14 protein-coding genes are annotated in these 21,677 nt (G+C 70.4%); 12 read left to right on the top strand and 2 right to left on the bottom strand.

The features are described 5' to 3' along the window. Positions 1 to 236: 236 nt before the first annotated feature. On the bottom strand, positions 237 to 2,402 hold the full coding sequence (locus ACIP4O_RS29530) for a RecQ family ATP-dependent DNA helicase (RefSeq protein WP_401579132.1): 2,166 nt from the start codon (positions 2,400 to 2,402) through the stop codon (positions 237 to 239). A gap of 593 nt (positions 2,403 to 2,995) precedes the next feature. Between ACIP4O_RS29530 and ACIP4O_RS29525 the strand changes: the two genes are divergently transcribed. The 6 genes from ACIP4O_RS29525 (at position 2,996) to ACIP4O_RS29500 (ending at position 13,076) form a co-directional block, all read left to right on the top strand. Beyond that, positions 2,996 to 5,356: a DUF4192 family protein gene (locus ACIP4O_RS29525; RefSeq protein ID WP_401579130.1), complete on the top strand. Its 2,361-nt coding sequence runs from the start codon at positions 2,996 to 2,998 to the stop codon at positions 5,354 to 5,356. A gap of 373 nt (positions 5,357 to 5,729) precedes the next feature. Continuing rightward, positions 5,730 to 7,646, top strand: coding sequence for a glycogen debranching N-terminal domain-containing protein (locus tag ACIP4O_RS29520; protein ID WP_401579128.1), 1,917 nt, complete (start codon positions 5,730 to 5,732; stop codon positions 7,644 to 7,646). Between the two features lie 339 nt (positions 7,647 to 7,985). After that, positions 7,986 to 8,759 carry an NUDIX hydrolase gene (locus ACIP4O_RS29515; protein WP_361330592.1) on the top strand — a complete coding sequence of 258 codons (774 nt, stop codon included), beginning with the start codon at positions 7,986 to 7,988 and terminating at the stop codon, positions 8,757 to 8,759. 395 nt (positions 8,760 to 9,154) lie between these two features. Continuing rightward, on the top strand, positions 9,155 to 10,042 hold the full coding sequence (locus ACIP4O_RS29510) for a FadR/GntR family transcriptional regulator (protein WP_343244687.1): 888 nt from the start codon (positions 9,155 to 9,157) through the stop codon (positions 10,040 to 10,042). Positions 10,043 to 10,493: 451 nt separating this feature from the next. After that, positions 10,494 to 12,038, top strand: a complete 1,545-nt coding sequence (locus ACIP4O_RS29505; RefSeq protein WP_361330589.1) for an RNA polymerase sigma factor — start codon at positions 10,494 to 10,496, stop codon at positions 12,036 to 12,038. 204 nt (positions 12,039 to 12,242) lie between these two features. Next, entirely contained in the window at positions 12,243 to 13,076 is an 834-nt protein-coding gene (locus ACIP4O_RS29500; protein ID WP_401579125.1) for a S1 family peptidase, read from the top strand. 247 nt (positions 13,077 to 13,323) lie between these two features. Here ACIP4O_RS29500 and ACIP4O_RS29495 read toward each other — a convergent pair whose 3' ends face one another. Beyond that, a complete protein-coding gene (locus ACIP4O_RS29495; protein ID WP_164290398.1) occupies positions 13,324 to 13,551 on the bottom strand; it encodes a hypothetical protein in 228 nt (75 codons plus the stop codon). Between the two features lie 440 nt (positions 13,552 to 13,991). On the opposite strand from ACIP4O_RS29495, the gene ACIP4O_RS29490 reads away from it, so the two are divergent. The 6 genes from ACIP4O_RS29490 (at position 13,992) to ACIP4O_RS29465 (ending at position 21,634) form a co-directional block, all read left to right on the top strand. Beyond that, a complete protein-coding gene (locus ACIP4O_RS29490; RefSeq protein WP_401579123.1) occupies positions 13,992 to 16,115 on the top strand; it encodes a type IIA DNA topoisomerase subunit B in 2,124 nt (707 codons plus the stop codon). 244 nt (positions 16,116 to 16,359) lie between these two features. Then, positions 16,360 to 16,896: a DUF1453 domain-containing protein gene (locus ACIP4O_RS29485; protein WP_401579122.1), complete on the top strand. Its 537-nt coding sequence runs from the start codon at positions 16,360 to 16,362 to the stop codon at positions 16,894 to 16,896. Further along, positions 16,893 to 18,668 (top strand): histidine kinase, encoded by a 1,776-nt coding sequence (locus tag ACIP4O_RS29480; protein ID WP_401579120.1) that lies wholly within the window; start codon positions 16,893 to 16,895, stop codon positions 18,666 to 18,668. The genes ACIP4O_RS29485 and ACIP4O_RS29480 overlap by 4 nt, the downstream gene beginning before the upstream one ends. Continuing rightward, positions 18,665 to 19,474 (top strand): response regulator, encoded by an 810-nt coding sequence (locus ACIP4O_RS29475; protein WP_401579118.1) that lies wholly within the window; start codon positions 18,665 to 18,667, stop codon positions 19,472 to 19,474. Before ACIP4O_RS29480 ends, ACIP4O_RS29475 begins: the two co-directional genes overlap by 4 nt. 55 nt (positions 19,475 to 19,529) lie before the next feature. Continuing rightward, a complete protein-coding gene (locus tag ACIP4O_RS29470) occupies positions 19,530 to 20,045 on the top strand; it encodes a DUF485 domain-containing protein (protein WP_164290406.1) in 516 nt (171 codons plus the stop codon). Beyond that, positions 20,042 to 21,634: a cation acetate symporter gene (locus ACIP4O_RS29465; protein ID WP_401579117.1), complete on the top strand. Its 1,593-nt coding sequence runs from the start codon at positions 20,042 to 20,044 to the stop codon at positions 21,632 to 21,634. Before ACIP4O_RS29470 ends, ACIP4O_RS29465 begins: the two co-directional genes overlap by 4 nt. Positions 21,635 to 21,677 lie beyond the last annotated feature (43 nt).

Genomic DNA, 21,677 nt, shown 5'->3' with positions numbered 1-21,677 from the left:
AATCGCCGTACGGGGAGCGACTTCAATTCTCGTACGACGAGAGAGCTGCGGCAACGAGCTTCCGGCAAGCCGGACCCATATCTGACGATGCATTCCCTATTTCCCTCCCCTCTGCCCATCCCCTCAACTCCCGGCTGTCCGCGATGCGGTACACCGCCGGCGCCAAGTAGCTGTTCCGGCCATCCAGTCCTCGACGGCTCCTGGCGGGCGCTTTCCGGCAACTTGTCCTCCGGCACTCAGCCCTGGACCCCGAGCACCAGTGGCAGTACCTCCTTGGCCCCCGCGTCCTTGAGCAGGCCCGCCGCCACGGCGATCGTCCAGCCCGTATCCGTGAAATCGTCCACGAGGAGGACCGGGCCGGGGTGCTCCGCCAGCGCCTCGGCGAGCGGAGTGGGCACGGCGAGGGCCCCCCGCAGCGAGAGGAGTCGCTGCGCGCTGTTCCCCCGGTGCGCGCGCCGTGGCTCGTCCTCCTCGCGCAGGACCAGTCCGCCGAGGAAGGGCAGTTGACCGATCCGGGCGACACGCTCGCCAAGTGACTCCACCAATTCGGGGTGGGTCCGAGAAGGAAGCGTGACCACCCCGGCCGGGCGTGTGAGCGCGTCCTCCTCACCCGAGGCCCACCCGCCTGGCCCCTTGGCCCAGTCGGCGAGCACCGCCACCACCGCTTGGAGCACGTCGTCGGGCACCGGCCCGTCGGAGGCGTCGGGGCCGAGGAGGGGTCGGAGCCTGTTTCCCCAGCCGATGTCCGAGAGCCGGCCCAGCGCCCGACCCGTCTCGGCCCGCTGCGAGGCCGGAATGCGCCCCTTGAGCGTCACGCCGACGGCGCTCAGCCCGGTCGGCCACATACGGCGCGGCTCCACGTCGACCCCGGGGCGCTCCAGTTCGCCGTGTGCGGAGGTGAGCGCGACCGGCGACACCTCCGTGCCGAAACGCGTGCCCGCGCAGTTGTCGCACCGGCCGCAGGGCACGGCGGCCTCGTCGTCGAGGGCACGACGCAGGAACTCCATCCGGCACCCGGTGCCCGTCACGTAGTCCCGCATCGCCTGCTGCTCGATCGCCCGCTGCCCGGCCACCCAGGCGTACCGCTCCGCGTCGTACGTCCACGGTTGCCCGGTGGCGGTCCAGCCGCCCTTCTCCTTCCGGACCGCCCCGTCGACGTCGAGCACCTTCAGCATGGCCTCCAGCCTGGTGCGCCGCAGATCGACGAGCGGTTCGAGAGCCTGGGTCGACATCGGGCGGGAGGAGTCGGCAAGGATGTCGAGAGTCCGTCGTACCTGTTCCTCAGGCGGGAAGGCCAGGGAGGAGAAGTACTTCCAGATCGCCTCGTCCTCCTTGCCCGGCAGCAGCAGTACCTCGGCGTGCTCCACCCCGCGCCCCGCGCGGCCCACTTGCTGGTAGTAGGCGATGGGCGAGGAGGGGGCGCCGAGATGGACCACGAAGCCGAGGTCCGGTTTGTCGAAGCCCATGCCGAGGGCGGATGTCGCCACCAGCGCCTTCACACGGTTGGCGAGGAGGGCCTGCTCCGCCTCCAGCCGGTCCGCGTTCTCCGTGCGCCCCGTGTACGAGGTGACTTCGTGGCCGCGCTGGCGCAGGTACGCGGCCACTTCATCGGCCGTCGCGACGGTCAGGGTGTAGATGATGCCCGAGCCCGGCAGCTCGTCGAGGTGATCCGCGAGCCATGCGAGCCGGTGAGCGGCGTCGGGCAGACGCAGCACTCCGAGGCTGAGGCTCTCGCGGTCGAGCGGCCCGCGCAGTACGAGAGCACCGTCCCCGCCCCCTCCGGTCCCGAGCTGCTCCGCCACGTCGGCGGTCACCCGTGCGTTCGCCGTCGCCGTAGTGGCGAGCACGGGAACCCCCGCGGGCAACTCGGCGAGCATGGTGCGCAGCCGCCGGTAGTCCGGGCGGAAATCGTGCCCCCAGTCGGAGATGCAGTGCGCCTCGTCGACCACGAGCAGGCCCGTCGCCGCCGTGAGGCTCGGAAGGACCTCGTCGCGGAACACCGGATGGTTGAGGCGTTCCGGGCTCACGAGGAGCACGTCGACCTCTCCGGCACGGATCTCCTCCTGGACCGCGTCCCACTCCTCGCGGTTCGCCGAGTTGATCGTGCGTGCCTTGATCCCCGCCGCGGCGGCTGCCCCCACCTGGTTGCGCATGAGGGCGAGCAGCGGGGAGACGATGACCGTGGGACCGCCGCCGCGCTGCCTGATGAGTGCCGTGGCCACGAAGTACACGGCGGACTTGCCCCAGCCCGTGCGCTGCACGACCAGGGCCCTGCGGTGGTGCACGACCAGCGCTTCGATGGCCTGCCACTGGTCCTCGCGCAGCCGAGCTCGGCCGGTGGGGTCCCCCACCAGCTGGGCGAGGACTGCGTCGGCAGTGATGCGGAGGTCTTCGTCGTTCATGCCTCCATGCAACCTGATGGGACCGGCAACCGGCGAACGAGGGCGTCGTGAGCTGTGGGTAACCGCCCCATCGGGAGATCATCGGATGAACGAGCGCGAGATGATTTGGAAAATCAGATAAAGCATGCGTGCGACAAAACTCAATACGAGTGGTTATCCACAGGCGGGCGAGGAAGAGTTTTGCTTTTCCGTGCACAGTGCTCTCCATGACGCATCGCAACGACGCATCCGACCCGTCCGCCATTCCTTCCACCGAGCAGTCCGCTGTCTCTTTCGGCGAGCAGCCCGTCGTCTCCTCCGCTGAGCAGCCCCTCGCACCTCCCGCCGAACGGTCCGCCACTCCGCCCGAGGAGCGGCTCTCCATTCCGGCCGCTGAGCCGACGACCGGCCTCGAAGCGAGGGACGCCTCCCCTCCGGAGCCCCTCGACGCCGCTCAGGACCGGACTTCGGGCCCCGTCCAGGATCAGTCACCTGTCGCGGGCCAAGACCGCCTTGCCCACCCGGAGCAGTCTTCCGCCTCGGATGAGTCCCGGTCGCCTGCCTCCACTGCCGAATCGGATGCCGCCGGTCCGCCGCCGGGCCGTCCCGAGGTTGTGCGGGAGTCGGACGGCGTCTTTCCCGCGCAGGAGCCGGACGTCGTCGTCCCCGCACAGCGCAGGGGCGAGGACCCTCCGGCCTCGCTTCCCCAGAGCCCCAGGGTCCCCGCGCAGCGACGCTCGCCCGAGGATGACCCCTCGCGGCAGTGGGACGAGCCCCTCCCCTCCGCGGCTTTCCGTACCGGTCCTACCGCCTCCCCGCCCGAGGCCGAGTCCTCCGGGAAAGGGCTCCCGAAACGGCATGCCATCTCGCTGAAATCCCTCGCGGAGCTCGCCGACTCCCTCCCCTACCTCCTGGGCTACGTCCCCGGCAACAGCGTCGTCCTGCTCGCGCTGCATGGCGAACGGGGCCGGCTCGGGCGACGTACGGCCGTGCGTATCCCGGATGATCCGGCGCGGTGGCCGCAGATCGCCGAGCGGGCGGCCACGATGCTCCTCGACTCCCCGGGGAATGGTCCCGGAAGGGGAGTGGCCACTTTCTCGCGGAAGCGGCGCGGAGGCTCCCTCCCCGATGGTGTCGTCGCCTTCCTGTTCCAGGAGCCGGAAGAAGCCGGGCCCGGTGCCGTGCCGCCGCCCGGTGCCGTGGAGGTGCGCGAGCGGCTGCGTCCCCTCGCCCAGGACATCCGCGTCGCCTGCGGCCGCTTCGACGTCCCGGTCATCGAAGCGCTGTGTGTCTCCACCGGGCGCTCCTGGTCCTACGTGACCCCGCTCGAAGAGCAGGAGCCGGCAGGCGCCACCCTGCTGCCGGCCGGAAGCTCGGTCCTCGCCGCGACCTCTGTCTACGAGGGAACGCCCATTCCGCTCCCTGCCGCGGTTCTGGAGAGCCGGTTGCTGCCCTGGCGCACCGCTGCCGCGCAAGCACAGGAGCGCGTACTCGATCTGGTCGCCCTCGACCTCCTCCCGCAGATCCTGAGCAGCCGAGAGAACGTGCTCAAGATCCGACGTGGGACGATCGGGCTGCTTGACAACGTTCTGACACGTTTCGCGACGGTGCCTGTTCCCTCGGACCCGCTCGAAGCCGACCTCGCGGACGACGAGGCGCTCACCCACGAGGAAGCCGCGCGGCTCGTCATCGGCCTCCAGGACCGGGAGGCCCGGGACGAGGCGGCGAGCTTCCTCGCCTTCCCCGATGCCGCGCGTCGCCTGTGGCGCGCTCTCGCACGTCGGTGTGTGCTCTCGTACAAGGAACACGCGGCAGCGCCGCTCTCGCTCGTCGGCTGGACGGCCTGGGCGCTCGGCGACGAAAGCGAGGCGCGGCTCGCTCTGCACCTCGCGCTCGCGGTCGATCCGCACTACGTGTTCGCGGCGCTCCTGGACCAGGCGTTCGACAACGGGGTCGAACCGGAGGAGATCCGGCAGCAGTTGCGCGGGTGCGCGGGACGTCCCGTCGCACGTCGTTCGCCCGGCAGGCCGACGCCGGCATGCAACGGTTCCAGCGCCGATGGCACGGGATCGGTCCATGCGGGCGAGCGGGAATCCGGAGCGCCCCAGAGCGTTGAGGAAGCGCCGCGGGGCGGGCTCGGAGGCGAGACGGCCGATGGAAGGGCGGGTGACGGACGCCGCCGTATGGGCTCTGCCGCACGGACGGGCTCTGCCGCACGGACGGGCTCCGCTGCCCGTCCGGCGACGCGGGGGCGCGGTGGCAGGCGGCCCGGCGGAGCCGCGCCGGGGCGTCCCGGTGACAAGGCCGTGAAGCGGAGGGAGGGCGGGGGAAAAGAGGCGTACACGCGGACCCGGCGACGTCTCGCTGTATCGCCTCCCGGATGTGAAGGTGCGCACGCGCCGAAGCGGGAGCAGCAGGAAGGGGAAAACGGGAGGTCCGGGGCCGGTGATCGTCGTGCCGCGGTCGACCGCTCGCCGCGGAACGGGCGAGAGCACAGCGGCCCGCAGCCTTCGGACGCCGTCGTACGGCCTTGGGAGGGGGAGAAGGAGGCGGACCGCGCGCAGCCCATGGACCGGATCGATGCCCCCGTGCCGAGCTGCGGACCCGGCCCGGAGTTCCGCGGCGAGGCCACATCGGCTGATGATTCGGCGGCCGACGAGCGCGAGGCCCCTGCTCCCGGTACGGGGCAGGGCCGCCACGACAGGCAGACGCCTGGTCCGAGGCGCGGGAGTCGGGAGACCCGAGGGTCCGGTGCGGGACGGGGGAGTCAGAAGGACTCTGCGTCCGGTCGGGAGCAAGGGGGCCGGAAGGTTTTCGGGACGGTTCCGGGCAGTGGCGGTGACGACGCGCCTTTGGGTGGCAGGAATTCGGGCGACCGAAGTGCTCCTGCGAGTCGGGGCGAGTTCGGTCAGGAGGTAATGCCGCCCAGTCGGTACCCCAGCGGTGACCAGGGCCCTTCGGCCGGTGCGGAGTAGCGGCGGGTTCCTGCGGCGTGAGGGGAGGGGCATGCGCGACAGGGCGAGAGGTTCCGGGCACCGGACGGTGGCCCGGCGGATCGGGGGTGGAGCGGTGACGGACGGCCGGGGGAATGTCGGGGCATGTGGTCCGGCGCCCGTGACCCGTCGCCCCCTTCGGGCGTTCATTCCGTGGCGGAGCTGTGGGGACCCTGCGCACCGCCTCGCCCCCATCTCTCGATCGGCACGCGGAAGAAGCCCTCTGATGTCCTTGACCGCACCACGGCCCGGTGGTCGCGAGTACCGTTCCGCACCGGGGAGACCGGCGCCCGCGGCCGGCCCGCATGGCAAAGGAGTCCGCCGTCCGGCGGAACCTCCCGCGACGCACCGGACGTTGACCGCCGTCGCCCTGCCGGGCCTGGCGATCTCCGCCGAGCACGGGCAGTTGACCGGGCAAGGGCTCGAAGGCTTCTACCACTCGGGGAAGCGTTTGCTCTCGCTGTGCCGCCTCCAGGTCGCGGGGCGGGAACCCCTGCCGGTGGAGGCACGCGCCGTGGGCGCTGACCGAACGCGGTTCACGGGGGTACTGCGGGGGCTCGGCGGACCCGGGCCCGATCCCGATCTCTTGGTGGAGCGCGAGCGCCACGCCGAAGGCAGCGAGCGCATCACTTTGCGCAGCACGTCGGTGCGCCCGCTGCGACTCGTGGTCGAACTCACCCTGGGCTGCGATCTCGCGGACCTCGGGGTCGTGGCCGCCGGACGCCGGGTCCCCGCCCTGCGGGCCTCCGTGCACGGCGCCGGGCTGCAGTGGTCGTCCCCTGCGGGCAAGGTGGCGCTCGTCGCCGAGCCGCCCGCTGCCGATGTCGTAGCGGCATCGGGGCTGTTGCGCTGGGAGTTGGAGCTCCCGGCGGGGGGCAGGCGGTGCATCGAGGTCCGGCTGAGGCCGGAGCTTTCTGGTGGCACGCGCCCGGTGGCGCGTGGTGGAACACCGGTCTTCGCCGAGGCCGCTGCCTCGGGCGACGATCCACGGGCTGCCGCCCTCCTGCGGGCCTCGCTCGGGGACCTCAACGCGCTGCTCTTACGGGAGCCGGGCGAAGCGGGGGAGGTGCACCTTGCGGCTGGTGCCCCTTGGCGTTGCGGCCTCGCTCCCGCCGAGGCCCTGGCCGCCGCCCGCATGGCCCTGCCGCTCGGCACCCGGCTGGCGGCGGGCACCCTGCGGGCCCTGGCGCGTACTCAGGTAGTGGAGGGGCCCGAACAAGGCCGAATCCCAGGGCCCTTGCGGGATGCTGGACCCCACCTGCCGCCGGGAAGCACGAGCGTGGAGGCGACTCTGCTCTTCCCCGCGCTGCTGGCCGAGGCGTGGAGGTGGGGGCTCGACGCCTCCGCGGTCGAGGAACTCGCCCCGATCGCCGAGTCCTGCCTCGGATGGCTGCGGCGCGAGACCGAGCGGCACGCCTACGTGCGGGACCGGGAGACCGGCGGCATGGCGCGCGTCGAGGCGCAGGCGCACGCGTACCGTGCTGCCCTCCTCGGAGCGGGGCTCCTGGACGGGATCAACCGGCCCGGAGGTGATGAACTGGGCCACTGGGCAGAGGAGTTCGTCGATCGTTTCCGGGGCGAGTTCTGGTGCGACGACCGTGGCGGTGGCCGACCTCCCGCCGCGCTCGACACTGCGGGGCGCCCGGTGCCGCAATTGGGCAGTGCGGTGGCTCACCTGCTCGACACAGGACTGGGCCCGGGAGGGCAACTGGCCCCTTCATTGCTCGACTCGGCGCGGACGGGGCAGCTCGCTCGCCTGCTGGGTGCCCCGGTGATGGACAGCGGTTGGGGACTGCGGAGCCTCGGTGCGAAGGAGTACGGCTACAGCCCCTTCGGGCACCGGGGCGGCGCGGTGCGGGTCCATGAGACGGCGATCGCCGTGACAGGTCTGGCCGCGGCGGGTTACGAGCAGCAGTCCCATGCCCTGCTGCGGGGGCTGCTCGCGGCGGCGGAGCATTTCGAGTACCGGCTGCCGGAGATGTTCGCCGGTGAGCAGCGGGGAGAGGGGAGCAGGCCCTGGCCGCACCCCTCCGCCTGTCGGCCGGCCGCCGTGGCCGCCGCTGCGGGGGTGCACGTGATCGCGGGGCTCGTGGGCATTCGTCCCGATGTTCCCGAGGGGTCTGTCGCGCTGCGGCCGGTGCGTGGTGCGCCGCTCGGTGAGCTGGGGCTGACCGGTCTCGGTGTCGCGGGGGAAGGCTTCTCCGCGCGGGTCACCCGGCTGGGGCTCGCGATGGTGGAGGAGGCGTCCGAGCGTCTGCAATTGCGGGCGTGAGGGCGCGGCCGGCGGGCCGTCGCTCCCGCTGCCGACTCGGGAGCGGCGGTTCATCGGCAGCGCGGAGCCACTTGAGCCGGACAAAGCGCGTCGAGGTACGGGTGGTCGCAGGCGATATCCCGCGGGTCTCGTACGGGATGCGCCCTGGTGGTGTGGGTGAGTGCGCGGGGCGGGGGGAGATGTCCGGTACCCGGGGATCGTGAAGGCGGGACTGCGGTTGGCGGCCTGGTCGGGCGCGCTGGGTGTTGCTGGAAGCGGCGGCCTCGTCGGGGGACGGGGCGTCCACGAGCTTTGGTGAACGACGTGTTTATCGTCAGGTAGACGACTATGATCGGTCGCATGGCTCCTTACGACCCCGCCGACTTCCCGCCCTTCGCCGTCACCGTGGATCTGGTGGTGCTCACGGTGCGGCACAACGGGCTGCGGGCTCTCCTCGTCCGCCGCGGGGAGGCCCCGTACCAGGGGCAGTGGGCCTTGCCCGGGGGGTTTGTCCGTCCTGGGGAGGATCTTGCGGCCGCGGCGGGGCGTGAGTTGGAGGAAGAGACCGGCCTGTGCGCCCACGACGGTGAGCACGCGCGCGACTCCGACGAGGAACGGCACGGCGCGCACCTGGAACAGCTCGCCACCTACGGCGATCCGGGACGCGATCCCAGGATGCGAGTGGTCAGCGTGGCCCATCTCGCGCTCGCCCCCGATCTTCCCTCGCCCACCGCGGGCGGTGACGCCAGCGGTGCCAGGTGGGCGCCGGTCGAGCGGCTGCTGGGGGAAGAGGGAGTGGGGCGCGACGATGAGCAACTGCTGCCTCTCGCCTTCGATCACGCGCGCATTCTCTCCGATGGGATCGAGCGCGCCCGCTCGAAGATCGAGTATTCCTCGCTTGCCACTGCTTTCTGCCCGGCGGAATTCACGGTCGGCGAACTCCGGCGCGTCTACGAGGCGGTCTGGGGAGTCGTGCTCGACCCTCGCAATTTCCATCGCAAGGTGACAGGTACGCCGGGTTTTCTCGTGCCCACCGGTGGCACCACGACTCGGCAGGGTGGCAGGCCGGCGCAGCTTTTCCGGGCAGGGGGCGCCACCTTGCTGAATCCGCCCATGCTGCGTCCTGAGATCTGACGAGTGGCCTTGTGCGCCCGGCAGCTCAGGGCGCACGGGGCGCCCTTCCAAGGCACGTACAAGAGTGCGCTTCTCACGGAGGGTAGTAGCCCGCACTTCTCGAACAGGTCTTTCTCTCGGGGGTGGTTCCGTTGCGTGATCTTGCGGCGACCGGAAAACGAGGCTGGGGGCAGGCGTGTTGGGAGCTGCTGAGGCGCCCTGGCGGACGTTCGGCGCGGACTGTAACGCAAGATGCCTTGTGAGAGGGGAAGGTGAGGGGAAACGCGCGCAACTCCCCGACCGTTGCTCGATAATTTCCGATAAAGCGTCAATTGGTCAACGGTAAGCGATCACCCTTTCGTGTGCTTTTCACCAAAGACCTCAAGGCTGTTGAGGAGAACGCCGACAAAGTCTTTGTGAGTACCGTTGCGCACACCATGATGACCGCCGCCCGTTCCGCCGACTCCGGCCTCGCCGGCCCGGGCGACATCGACCGCTACCCCTATGCCGAGGCCGCCCAGGACAGGATCGGAGTTCCTTCCTGGGGTGCCGCGGAGCCGGAACTTGGCCGGGTGCCACGACGCGGCGGTGCCAGTCGAGGCCGCGGCCTGCACGGCCAACTCGTCCAGCAGCTCGGCCAGATGATCGTCTCCGGTGACCTGGGCGCGGACCGCCCCCTCGTCCCCGAGGAGATCGGCCAGCGTTTCGAGGTGTCCCGTACCGTCGTGCGGGAATCCCTGCGCGTTCTGGAGGCCAAGGGCCTGGTGAGCGCCCGCCCCAATGTGGGGACCCGGGTGCGGCCCGTCAGTGACTGGAATCTGCTCGATCCCGACATCATCGAATGGCGCGCTTACGGACCCCAGCGCGATGATCAGCGCCGCGAACTCAACGAGCTGCGGTGGAGCATCGAGCCGCTCGCGGCGCGGCTCGCCGCCGGACATGGCCGCGAGGACGTTCAGCAGCGACTTGTCGACATGGTCGAGATCATGGGGCACGCGCTCGGGCAGGGGGACGGCATCACGTTCTCTCGGGCCGACGCCGAGTTCCATTCCTTGCTGATCCAGATCGGCGGCAACCGCATGCTGGAGCACCTCTCCGGGATCGTGAGTGCCGCCCTGCACGTCTCGGGTGGCCCAGCGATGGGCTGCGAGCGCCCCAACGAGGCGTCCGTCGCCCACCATGCCCGCATCGTCGACGCCCTCGCCTCGGGGGACGGGGTCGGCGCCGAGGCGGCGATGCGCCAGCTGCTCACCGTGCACCCCGAGGGCGAGCGCGTCGTGCCGGGGCCCCGCGAGCAGCACTAGTCGCGCGCGCTTTGGCCCGGGGCCCCTCTCCGTATCGGAGGAGGGGCCCCGGGCGTTGTGCGGGGGACCGGACCGGGTCGGCCGGGCATGCCCGTGGCGCCGAGTTCCTCTCGTAACCGGACTCTTGCGTACCTCCGGGACCTCTTGCCTCTCCGTGTCTCGCCCCCGTCCGTCATCGACCACTCCAGAACATTTGGCGACCGCATATGCTCGTCTATGTGCCTCCTTGTGTCCTTTCGGTGTGTGACTCGGGCCACGCAGATTGCGCGTAACGCTCCCGGGTACAGCGCGATGACCTAAGAGGTGAGAGTCGCTCAGGGGAATACGGCCACTGGTTCCGGTGCTGTGGTCCCCGCGGCGCCCGCCCGCGTCGTCGGTCATCCCCACCGGCGGTCGTCGGCCCCCGCCCTTCGGGCGAGAGCCGGAAGCCGTTTTCCAACGTTCCGAGAGGTTGTTCGTGTCGGCCAGCACATCCCGTACGCTCCCGCCGGAGATCGCCGAGTCTGTGTCTGTCATGGCGCTCATCGAGCGGGGAAAGGCTAATGGGCAGATCGCCGGTGACGATGTGCGTCGGGCCTTCGAAGCTGACCAGATTCCGGCCACTCAGTGGAAGAACGTACTGCGCAGCCTCAACCAAATCCTTGAGGAAGAGGGTGTGACGCTGATGGTCAGTGCCGCGGAGCCCAAGCGCACCCGCAAGAGCGTCGCAGCGAAGAGTCCGGCGAAGCGCACCGCTACGAAGACGGTGGCCACGAAGGCGGCGGTCAAGAAGACCGCGGCAGCGACCGTGACCGCTCCCTCCGCCTCCGCCGCGGTGACCGTCGAGGACGAGACCGCCGAGAAGAAGCCCGCAGCCAAGAAGACGACGGCGCGCAAGACCGCCGCCAAGAAGACGACGGCCAAGAAGGCCACCGCGAAGAAGACCGGCAAGAAGTCGGACGAGCTCCTCGACGAGGAGAACACCGAGGAGACGCCGGGCAAGGGCGAGGAGGCCGCCGAGCCGGCCGCCGGTGGCGAGAGCCAGGGCTTCGTCCTGTCCGACGACGACGAGGACGACGCCCCGGCGCAGCAGGTCGCCGCGGCCGGTGCCACCGCCGACCCGGTCAAGGACTACCTCAAGCAGATCGGCAAGGTGCCCCTCCTCAACGCGGAGCAGGAGGTCGAGCTGGCCAAGCGCATCGAGGCCGGTCTCTTCGCCGAGGACAAGCTCGCCAACAGCGACAAGCTCGCGCCGAAGCTCCAGCGCGAGCTGGAGATCATCGCCGAGGACGGTCGCCGCGCGAAGAACCACCTCCTGGAGGCGAACCTCCGCCTCGTGGTGTCCCTCGCGAAGCGCTACACCGGTCGCGGCATGCTCTTCTTGGACCTGATCCAGGAAGGCAACCTCGGTCTGATCCGCGCGGTCGAGAAGTTCGACTACACCAAGGGCTACAAGTTCTCCACGTACGCGACCTGGTGGATTCGCCAGGCGATCACGCGCGCGATGGCGGACCAGGCCCGCACCATCCGTATCCCGGTGCACATGGTCGAGGTCATCAACAAGCTCGCCCGGGTGCAGCGGCAGATGCTCCAGGACCTGGGCCGCGAGCCCACGCCGGAGGAGCTGGCCAAGGAACTCGACATGACCCCCGAGAAGGTCATCGAGGTCCAGAAGTACGGTCGCGAGCCCATCTCGCTGCACACCCCGCTCGGTGAGGACGGCGACAGCGAGTTCGGTGACCTCATCGAGGACTCCGAGGCAGTAGTCCCCGCGGACGCGGTCAGCTTCACGCTTCTCCAGGAGCAGCTGCACTCCGTCCTGGACACGCTCTCCGAGCGCGAGGCGGGCGTGGTCTCGATGCGTTTCGGCCTCACCGACGGTCAGCCGAAGACCCTCGACGAGATCGGCAAGGTCTACGGCGTGACGCGCGAGCGCATCCGCCAGATCGAGTCGAAGACGATGTCCAAGCTGCGGCACCCCTCGCGCTCCCAGGTGCTGCGCGACTACCTGGACTGATCCGCGGGGCCGGGTACCAGGCCCCAGGAGCAGGTCCGCGAAGGCCCCGCCGGTTTCGGCCGACGGGGCCTTCGGCATGCGCGGATCGCACGTCCGGCGGGCGGATTGGGCCGGTTGCCCGAAGGGCCAGGGCTGGGCGTGCGCTCTTCGGATGGCTGAATCACGCTGAGTGCGAGTTCGGTACCCAGAGTGAAGGAGTACGGTATGCCGCTTCGCGGACTTCGCACCCGGCTGAGCGCGGGAGTGCTCGCCACCGCCGCTGCGCTCACCCCCGTCCTCGTCCCAGGACCGGCCGCCGCCGACGGAGTGATCGTCGGTGGCAAGCAGGTGGCGGTGGCCGACCACCCCTGGGTGGTGGCCCTTTCCAGCCGCAGTCGCTTCGGGACGGAACGCTCGGGCCAGTACTGCGGAGGGGTGCTCGTCGGGCCTCGTACGGTCGCCACAGCGGCGCACTGCCTCAGCGGGAAGGTCCTCGGCGTCCCCCTGAACCGCCTCAAGGACCTGCGGGTGCTCGTCGGCCGCGACGACCTCTCGGGACGGGCGGGCACGGAGGCGCGCGTGACGAAGACGTGGATCAACCCGGACTACGACCCGGACAGCAATTCCGGCGACGTGGCCACGCTGACGCTGGAGGACCCCCAGCCGAAGAGTCACGTCCTGCCACTCGCCCTCTCGGGGGACCCCGGCTACCGGGCGGGCGCGCGCGCCCAGGTCTACGGCTGGGGGGACACGACGGGGCGCGGCTCGTACGCCAGCACCCTGCACGCCGCCGACATCGAGGTACTGCCGGACAGTGACTGCGCCAGCGCCTACCCGGGCAGCGGCGGTGGTGGCTACGACGCCGACACGATGCTGTGCGCGGGCGAGCCCGAGGGGGGAAAGGACGCCTGCCAGGGCGACAGCGGCGGGCCGCTCGTCGCCGGGGGCAAGCTCATCGGCCTCGTGTCCTGGGGCAGCGGCTGCGCCGAGGCGGGCAGTCCGGGCGTCTACACGCGTATCTCCGCGGTGGCGGACAGCGAGGGGCTGCGCGAGCGCTGAGCGGCTCGCGGGCGAATGACCGGGTCCCCGGGCCTGCGGGCCGGTCCCCGGACGGTTGTGGGGCCGCTGAGCCCTCCGAGGGCGGCTGTGGGGCGTACGGCCGGCCTGCTGGCGGCTCCACACGGACGTAGGGCGACGCGGGGCCTTCCAGGGCCATACGAAAGCGGGCGGGTCTCCTCGGGAGGCCCGCCCGCTCCACCGGCTCACACCGGTGCCGGCTCGTCGTAGGTGGATGCGACCTGGAGCCTCAGTGCTCCTCGTCGCTCGCCGTGCTGGGAGCGTTCAGGCGATCGGTCTCGTCCTGTATCTCAGCGGCGATCTTCTTGAGTTCCGGCTCGAACTTGCGCCCGTGGTGAGCGCAGAAGAGCAGTTCACCGCCGCTGGTCAGGACAACGCGCAGGTAGGCCTGGGCGCCGCACCGGTCGCAGCGGTCAGCGGCCGTCAGCGGGCTCGCGGGTGTCAGAACAGTAGTCACGTCGCCTCTTCTCTAGCTCGACGAGCTGTCGTACCAGGGTCAACATCCAACCAGGCCGAAAACGTTCCCGCTCGCGGCCTTTCTCGCGAAAAAACTTCGAGGGCGGCTGTCCGTTGCCGGTTGGCGGCGAATGTGCCGTATTACAGCGTGCGTGCTTTACGGTTTCGCGTGGTGTGCAGGGTCACATCCTCCCGGCTGGATTGCCGGTCTGTGCATGAGGACGTGCCCGGAGCCTAGATGGTTCATGCCTGGAAGGGAACGTGACATGGGAGTCACCACCTTCATTGTTCGAACGGGTGTGTGATTCTGCACTAGGGTGGGTTTGAAGCGAGGGTGGCGTCACAGCGGCTCTACCTGGCCTCGGTACCCTCTGAGCGGCGTCCCCGACGGGACGTTGAGCCAATAGGCCCCAGAAGAAAATTCAGCGAGGAGCGAACCGCGTGACCGCCGATACATCCGTGTCGTCGACAGCTCTGCTGGCAGGAGCAGATCGCGACGACTCCAACTACACCGCGCGGCACCTGCTCGTCCTGGAGGGCCTGGAAGCGGTGCGGAAGCGGCCCGGCATGTACATCGGGTCGACCGACAGCCGTGGCCTCATGCACTGCCTGTGGGAAATCATCGACAACTCCGTCGACGAAGCCCTCGGCGGCTACTGCGACCACATCGACGTGACCCTCCACGAGGACGGCTCCGTGGAGGTACGCGACAACGGGCGCGGCATCCCCGTCGACGTCGAGCCCAAGACCGGCCTCTCCGGGGTCGAGGTCGTCATGACCAAGCTGCACGCCGGAGGCAAGTTCGGTGGCGGCTCGTACGCCGCCTCCGGCGGTCTGCACGGTGTCGGTGCCTCCGTCGTCAACGCGCTCTCCGCGCGTCTCGACGTCGAGGTGGACCGGGGCGGCTCGGTGCACACCACGAGCTTCAGGCGAGGGGTCCCCGGCCAGTTCAAGGGCGCGGGACCGGAGGGCGCCTTCGAGCCCACGACGGGGCTGCGCAAGGTCAAGCGCATTCCGAAGACCCGCACAGGCACCAGGGTGCGCTACTGGGCCGACCGGCAGATCTTCCTCAAGGACGCCAAACTCTCGCTGGAGACCTTGCACCAGCGGGCCCGCCAGACCGCCTTCCTCGTGCCGGGACTCACTCTCGTGGTCCGCGACGAGTACGGTCTCGGCGAGGGCGGGAGCAAGGGCGAGGAGTCCTTCCGCTACGACGGTGGGATCAGCGAGTTCTGCGAGTACCTCGCCCGCGACAAGGCCGTGTGCGATGTGCTGCGGCTGAGCGGCCAGGGCACCTTCAAGGAGACCGTGCCGGTCCTCGACGAGTACGGGCAGATGACGCCCACGGAGGTCGTCCGCGACCTCGGCGTGGATGTCGCCCTGCGCTGGGGTACCGGGTACGAGACCTCTGTGCGCTCCTTCGTGAACATCATCGCCACGCCCAAGGGCGGCACCCACGTCACCGGCTTCGAGCGTGCCGTCACGCGCACCGTCAACGACGTCCTGCGCAGCGCCAAGCTGCTGCGGGTCGCCGAGGACGACGTCGTCAAGGACGACGCCCTGGAGGGCCTCACGGCCGTCGTCACGGTGCGTCTGGCCGAGCCGCAGTTCGAGGGGCAGACCAAGGAGGTGCTGGGCACCTCGGCCGCGAACCGGATCGTCGCGAACGTCGTGGCCAAGGAGTTGAAGGCGTTCCTGACCTCGACCAAGCGCGACGCGAAGGCGCAGGCCCGCGCGGTGCTCGACAAGATCGTCGCCGCCGCCCGTACCCGTATCGCCGCACGTCAGCACAAGGAGGCGCAGCGCAGGAAGACCGCTCTGGAGTCCTCCTCGCTGCCCGCCAAGCTCGCCGACTGCCGCAGTGACGACGTGGACCGCAGCGAGCTGTTCATCGTGGAGGGGGACTCCGCGCTCGGCACCGCCAAACTCGCCCGCAACTCGGAGTTCCAGGCGCTGCTGCCGATTCGGGGCAAGATCCTCAACGTGCAGAAGTCCTCGGTCTCGGACATGCTCAAGAACGCCGAGTGCGGGGCGATCATCCAGGTCATAGGAGCCGGCTCGGGGCGTACCTTCGACCTCGACGCGGCGCGCTACGGCAAGATCATCCTGCTCGTGGACGCCGATGTGGACGGAGCGCACATCCGGTGCCTCCTGCTCACGCTCTTCCAGCGCTACATGCGCCCGATGGTCGAGGCGGGCCGGGTCTTCGCCGCCGTTCCGCCGCTCCACCGGATCGAGCTGAGCCAGCCGAAGAAGGGCCAGGACAAGTACGTCTACACGTACTCGGACCGTGAGCTGCGCGAGACGCTGCTCGACTTCGAGCGCAGGAACGTCCGGTACAAGGACTCCATCCAGCGCTACAAGGGTCTCGGCGAGATGGACGCCGACCAGCTGGCGGAGACCACGATGGACCCGAGGCACCGCACGCTGCGGCGCATCAGCATGAACGACCTGGACAGCGCCGAGCAGGTCTTCGATCTGCTCATGGGCAACGAGGTCGCACCGCGCAAGGAGTTCATCACCAATTCGGCGGCGACGCTCGACCGCTCGCGCATCGACGCCTAGGCGGCCGTCGACCGCTCGCCGCGCGCCCCGGCTTGAGCGTCGGTGACAGCGTCGGTGTCGGTGTCGGTGTCGGTGTCGGTGTCCGACCCTGTTTCTCCACCCCGGGACCCAGGATCTTCCCGGATCTCCACCCTGGGGTGGAGAAACAGAATCCACCCGTTTTCCACCCTGGCTCCGATCCCCTGAGCAGGCCTCTTCCGTAGTTTCGGTGGTGTTCGAGACACCCCGACCTACGGAGGCGCACATGTCCGGGGCCCTGGAGATCCTGCTCGTCGCGGCGGCGGTCCTTCTCATCGCGTTCCGGCTGTTCCGGGCGCAGCGCGTCGACGGCGGCCGGCGCTGGTGGCTCATGCCCGTCGTCCTCGCCGTCGTCGCGCTGCGCGAGCCCGGGCTCGTCGATCACGCACACCCCTACGCGGCGGGCACTCTCGTGGTGCTCAACGTGCTCACGGGTCTGCTCACGGGTGCCGTCTGGGCATGGACCTCGCGGGTGTGGCGGGAGGAGGACGGGAGCCTGTGGTCCGCCGGCTCGAAGGCGGCCGGTGCCGTGTGGTGCGGCGGCATCCTGGTACGGGTCGCGCTCTACGGGGTCGGTGCCTCGCTCGGGATAACGCAGCACACGCCCGTCCTTCTCCTGGGGCTGGCCGCCACCTTCCTCGCCCGAGGGCTCTTGCTCAACCACCGGGCCGCACTTCTCGGGCCGACGTACGGTGACGGTTCCGGGGCGCCGCAGCCGGCTCGCCGGAACGACCGCGCACCCCGCCTGAAGGACCGTGTATGAGGAAGGACGTCTGGTCGGCCTGGCCCTCACGCGAGGCACTCTCGCGGGAGAGCCGCCGCCGGGTGGAGAGCGAGGCCCGTACGGCCGCGACCCGGGGTATTCGGGTCACGCTGCTGGGCTTCCTCGTGTGGATCAGCTACCGGCTGAATCCGGACGCGGGGCCGGCCCGGATGATCGGTGGGCTCGTCCTGGTCGTACTCGCCATCGCCGCTTTGCGGCGCTTCTTTCGCGTGACGGCGGAACAACGGCTCCGAGCCGCTGTTCCCTGCATCGCGACACTGCTTCTCTCGGGGGCGGGGGCATACGGTCTCGGCTGGCAGGTGGCCGCGTCCGTGGCCTGGTGTCTCGCCGCGGTCGTCGCGTTGGAACGGTTGCCCCTCGGTTGGGGCGCTCCCGCGGCGTTCCTCGGGCTCGGGGGGTATTTCCTGACGGACCGCGACGACTGGATCGCGACGCTGGTCACCTGCGGGGGGCTCGCCCTGGCAGGGTTCGTGACGCGGCTCGACGCGGAGGCGAGGGGCGCCGCGCACCGCCTGCTGATCGAGGAACGGGCGAGCCAGGCCGCGCGTGCGGAGTCCGCGGCGCTCGCGGAGCGGGCCAGGATCGCCAGGGACATACACGACGTGCTGGCCCACAGCCTCTCGGCGCAGCTCGTCCACCTGGAGGCGGCCAGAATCCAGATCGAACAGGGCGCCGACCGCAGGCAGGTCTTGGAGCGGGTCGTCGCGGCCCGCGGGATGGCACGCGAGGGGCTGGAGGAGACCCGGCAGGCGCTGTCGGCGCTGCGCGGCGACATGGCGCCCGTGGCCGAGGCGCTCGCCGAGCTGGCCGCGCGGGAAGGCACGGTGCTGCGGGTCGAGGGTGAGGCGCGACCGGTCGCCGCGGAGGCGGGGCAGACCCTTCGAAGGGTCGCCCAGGAGGCGCTCACCAATGTGCGCAAGCACGCGCCGGGTGCGCGACCACGGCTGCGCCTCGTCTACGGCTCCGAGACCATCGAGCTGGAGGTCCGCAACGGGCCCGGACGGCAGTCGTGGGGGGAGCGCGCGGCGTGGGGCGAGCGCTCCTTCGAAGGCGGTGGGTTCGACGGGGCGGGGCGTAGTGAGGGGAGCCGACGCGCCACGGGGGTTGAGCGGGCTGAACCGGCTGATCGGGTTGAGGTGGCCGAGCGGGCTGAGCAGGGCGCTCGGGCTGAGACGGATGAGCGGGCCGAGTGGGCTGAGGTGGCTGAACCGGCCGCGCAGGCTGTGCGCGCTGAGGGGGCGGAAAGGGCCGCTCGGGCTGAGACGGACGAACGGACCGAGCGGGCCGAGGCGGCCGAGCAGGCCGAGCGGGCTGAACCGGCCGAGCAGGCTGTGCGGGCCGACGGGCCGGAGTGGGTTGCTCGGGCTGAACGGGGCGAGCGGGCTGAGGGGGCTTCGGGGCGTGTGCGGTCTGCGCGGGCTGAGGGCTCTGCGGGGGCCAGGCGCCTCGGAGGTGCTGAGCGCGGGGCGAGGGCGGCGCTTTCTGCGGACGAGGCGGCCGGAGTGGGCTGGGCGGAGCCGGAAGGGGCGGTGGGTCGGGGTCGGGGGCGGGGAGGAGTCGAAGGCGTGGTGTCGGGGGGAGACGCAGTGGGCGTGGAGGACGTCGGCGGAGCGGATCTGGCGGGGAGTGGCAGCGGCTACGGTGTGAGAGGCATGCGGGAGCGTGCCGAGTTGCTGGGCGGGACGCTGTCGGCAGGGCCTCCGGAGGACGGTGAGGAAGGGTTCGTGGTGCGACTGAGGGTTCCGGCGTGAGCGCGCGGGTGGTGGTGGCCGACGACCAGTCGGTGGTCCGGGAGGGCATCGTGATGCTGCTCGGTCTGCTGCCGGGGATCGAGGTGGTGGGCTCGGCACGGGACGGTGACGAGGCCGTGCGGCTCGTCGCGGAGCTGGGCCCGGACGTGGTCCTGATGGATCTGCGGATGCCACGCTGCGACGGGGTGGAGGCGACCCGCAGAATCCGGGCGGAGCACCCGGGGACGCAGGTCGTCGTACTGACCACGTACGCGGACGATCAAGACCTCTTCCCGGCTCTGCGCGCGGGGGCCAGGGGTTATCTCACGAAGGACGCCGGGGGTGAGGAGATCGTGCGTGCCATCGAGGACGTGCTGTCCGGCGAGGCGGGGCTCGCTCCCGGGATTCAGCGCCGCCTTCTCGACCGGATCGCGGGTGAGGACGCGGCCGACCGGCAGGCGCCGCCCGGGACTTCCGGCCGGCCGGGGGAGGGAACGCAGGGCCCTCCGGCAGGGGGGAGTGGGGGAGGCGCTTGGCCGGAGGGTGCGGAGGCCCGGTTGCCGGGGCGGGTGGACGGGCGGCCGGCGCGGTTTGGAGGGGCTGTGCCACCGGACGGGCTGACGGCGCGAGAGGCCGAGGTGCTGGTACTCATCGCGCAGGGCCTGAGCAACGCGGACATCGCACGCGCGCTCCACGTGTCAGCCGCCACGGTGAAGACTCACATCAACAATCTGTTCGCCAAAGCGGGCCTTCGCGATCGCGCACAGGCCGTCCGATATGCCTATCTGCATGGGATAGTTACGCCACCGGGTTCCGCTCTCACCTGAAAGGGTGAAATTTCCGGTCTCAGGCGTCTCGGGTCTTCCCGCACTGCTCATCCTTGTGCTCGCGGCTCAGCTCGCCGCGGACAAGGAGAGTTCGGTGGAAAAGCACGATGGTCGTGAAGCCGGACAGGTCCGGCTCGACGACCCCTGGCGGGATTCGCTCGCCTCCGGCTGGGACGGGGTGGACGGTGTCGGAGCCTCGACGCCCGTCATTCCCGCACCCGCCTCCGAGCCGGAGCCGGCCCGTCGGGCGGCGGACGTCTACCTGGAGGTGCAGCACAGCCCCGCTTTCCAGGAAGTGCGTCGTCGTTATCGCAGCTTCGCCTTCCCGGCAGCCGCGGCGTTCTTCCTCTGGTACGTCGCCTATGTGATCGCCGCGACGATGGCGCCGGACCTGATGGCGCGGCCGGTCGCCGGGGTGATCAACGTGGCGATGGTGGCGGGGCTCGCGCAGTTCGCCACGACCTTCCTGCTGACCTGGGCCTACGCCCGTCACGCACGGTTGCGGCGGGACCGGGCGGCGCTCGAACTGCGCTGGGACACCCAGGAGATGACGCGAGGAGTGCGGCGTTGAGCAGCAACCACGAGACCCTGGCGCTGTTGTTGTTCAGCGCCTTCGTAGTGGTCACCCTGGGCATCACGACCTGGGTCAGCCGCAACAGGCACGGTTCCGCTGAGGAGTTCTACGCCGGCGGCCGGCTCTTCACCCCGATGGAGAACGGATTCGCCATCGCGGGGGACTACATGTCCGCCGCCTCGTTCCTCGGCATCGCGGGCCTCATCGCGCTCGTCGGCTACGACGGGGTGCTCTACTCGGTCGGCTTCCTCGTCGCCTGGCTCGTTGTTCTGCTGCTCGTCGCCGAACTGGTGCGCAACTGCGGCAGATTCACGCTGGCGGACGTGGTGGCCGCGCGGATGAGCGCGCCGAAGCTGCGGGTCGCGTCCGGGGCCGCCTCGGTGACCGTCTCGGTGCTCTACCTCGTCGCGCAGATGGTCGGCGCGGGCTCCCTGGTGGCGCTGCTCCTCGGCGGTACCAGTGGCGCGGCACGGGTCTGGACCGTCATCGGGGTGGGCGCGCTCATGATCATCTACGTCTCGTTCGGCGGGATGCGGGCCACGACATGGATTCAGATCGTCAAGGCGGTGCTCCTGCTGGCCGGTGCCGTCACCCTGACCGTCCTCGTCCTGCTCCGCTTCCACGGCGATGTGAACCAGCTTCTCAAGAGCGCCGCCGAACGCAGCGGCCACGGCATGGACTTCCTCAACCCGGGCTTGCAGTACGGAGGAAGCTGGATCTCCCGCTTCGACTTCATCAGTCTCGGTCTCGCGCTCGTGCTCGGCACAGCGGGGCTGCCGCACATCCTGTCGCGCTTCTACACCGTCCCCACGGCTCGCGCGGCGCGGCGTTCGGTGGTCTGGTCGATCGGGCTCATCGGCGCGTTCTACCTCATGACGATCATCCTGGGCTTCGGTGCCGCCGCGCTCGTCGGCTCGGATGCGGTGCGGCGCTCCAACGCGGCCGGGAACACGGCGATCCCGCTGCTCGCGCTCGACCTCGGTGGCGGCGAGAACTCCGCGGGGGGCACGATTCTCTTCGCCGTGGTCGCCGCGGTCGCCTTCGCGACGATCCTCGCCGTCGTCGCCGGTATCACCCTCGCCTCCTCCGCCTCCGTCGCCCACGACCTTTACGCGACGTTGCACCGCCCCGGGCGCAAGCAGCGCAGCGAGGTCGCCGTGGCGCGGCTCGCGGCGGTCGGTATCGGTGTGCTCGCGATCGCGCTGAGTCTGCTCGTGAGCAACCTCAACGTCGCGTTCCTCGTGGGCCTCGCCTTCGCGGTCGCGGCCTCGGCGAACCTGCCGGTGCTGCTCTACTCGCTCTTCTGGCGCCGGTTCACGACACGGGGCGGGGTCTGGTCCGTCTACGGCGGACTCGTGCCCGCGCTGCTGCTCGTGCTCTTCTCGCCCGTCGTCTCCGGCGGCCCCAACTCCATCGTGTCGGGCGTCGACTTCCACCTCTTCCCACTGGAGAACCCGGGGCTCGTGTCGATCCCGCTCGGCTTCCTCTTCGGCTGGATCGGGACGGTCACGTCCAAAGAGACGCCGGACGAGGCCAAGCACGCGGAGACCGAGGTGCGTTCCCTCACCGGGGCGGGAGCGGTCTGAGCGCCCACCCCTCGACGGGGGGCGACGGGTTTCGGACACGGGT

The organism is Streptomyces sp. NPDC088923 (genome assembly GCF_044749745.1).
In the GTDB taxonomy this organism is placed as follows: domain Bacteria; phylum Actinomycetota; class Actinomycetes; order Streptomycetales; family Streptomycetaceae; genus Streptomyces.
The sequence above is the reverse complement of the archived record's forward strand: the minus strand, read 5'-3'. Positions and strand labels throughout refer to the sequence as shown.

What these genes read in the sequence shown, in the direction of transcription:
- ACIP4O_RS29530 (WP_401579132.1), bottom strand. Translation starts at nt 2,402, where the DNA reads ATGAACGACGAAGACCTCCGCATCACTGCCGACGCAGTCCTCGCCCAG.
- ACIP4O_RS29515 (WP_361330592.1), top strand. Translation starts at nt 7,986, where the DNA reads ATGGCTCCTTACGACCCCGCCGACTTCCCGCCCTTCGCCGTCACCGTG.
- ACIP4O_RS29500 (WP_401579125.1), top strand. Translation starts at nt 12,243, where the DNA reads ATGCCGCTTCGCGGACTTCGCACCCGGCTGAGCGCGGGAGTGCTCGCC.
- ACIP4O_RS29485 (WP_401579122.1), top strand. Translation starts at nt 16,360, where the DNA reads ATGTCCGGGGCCCTGGAGATCCTGCTCGTCGCGGCGGCGGTCCTTCTC.
- ACIP4O_RS29480 (WP_401579120.1), top strand. Translation starts at nt 16,893, where the DNA reads ATGAGGAAGGACGTCTGGTCGGCCTGGCCCTCACGCGAGGCACTCTCG.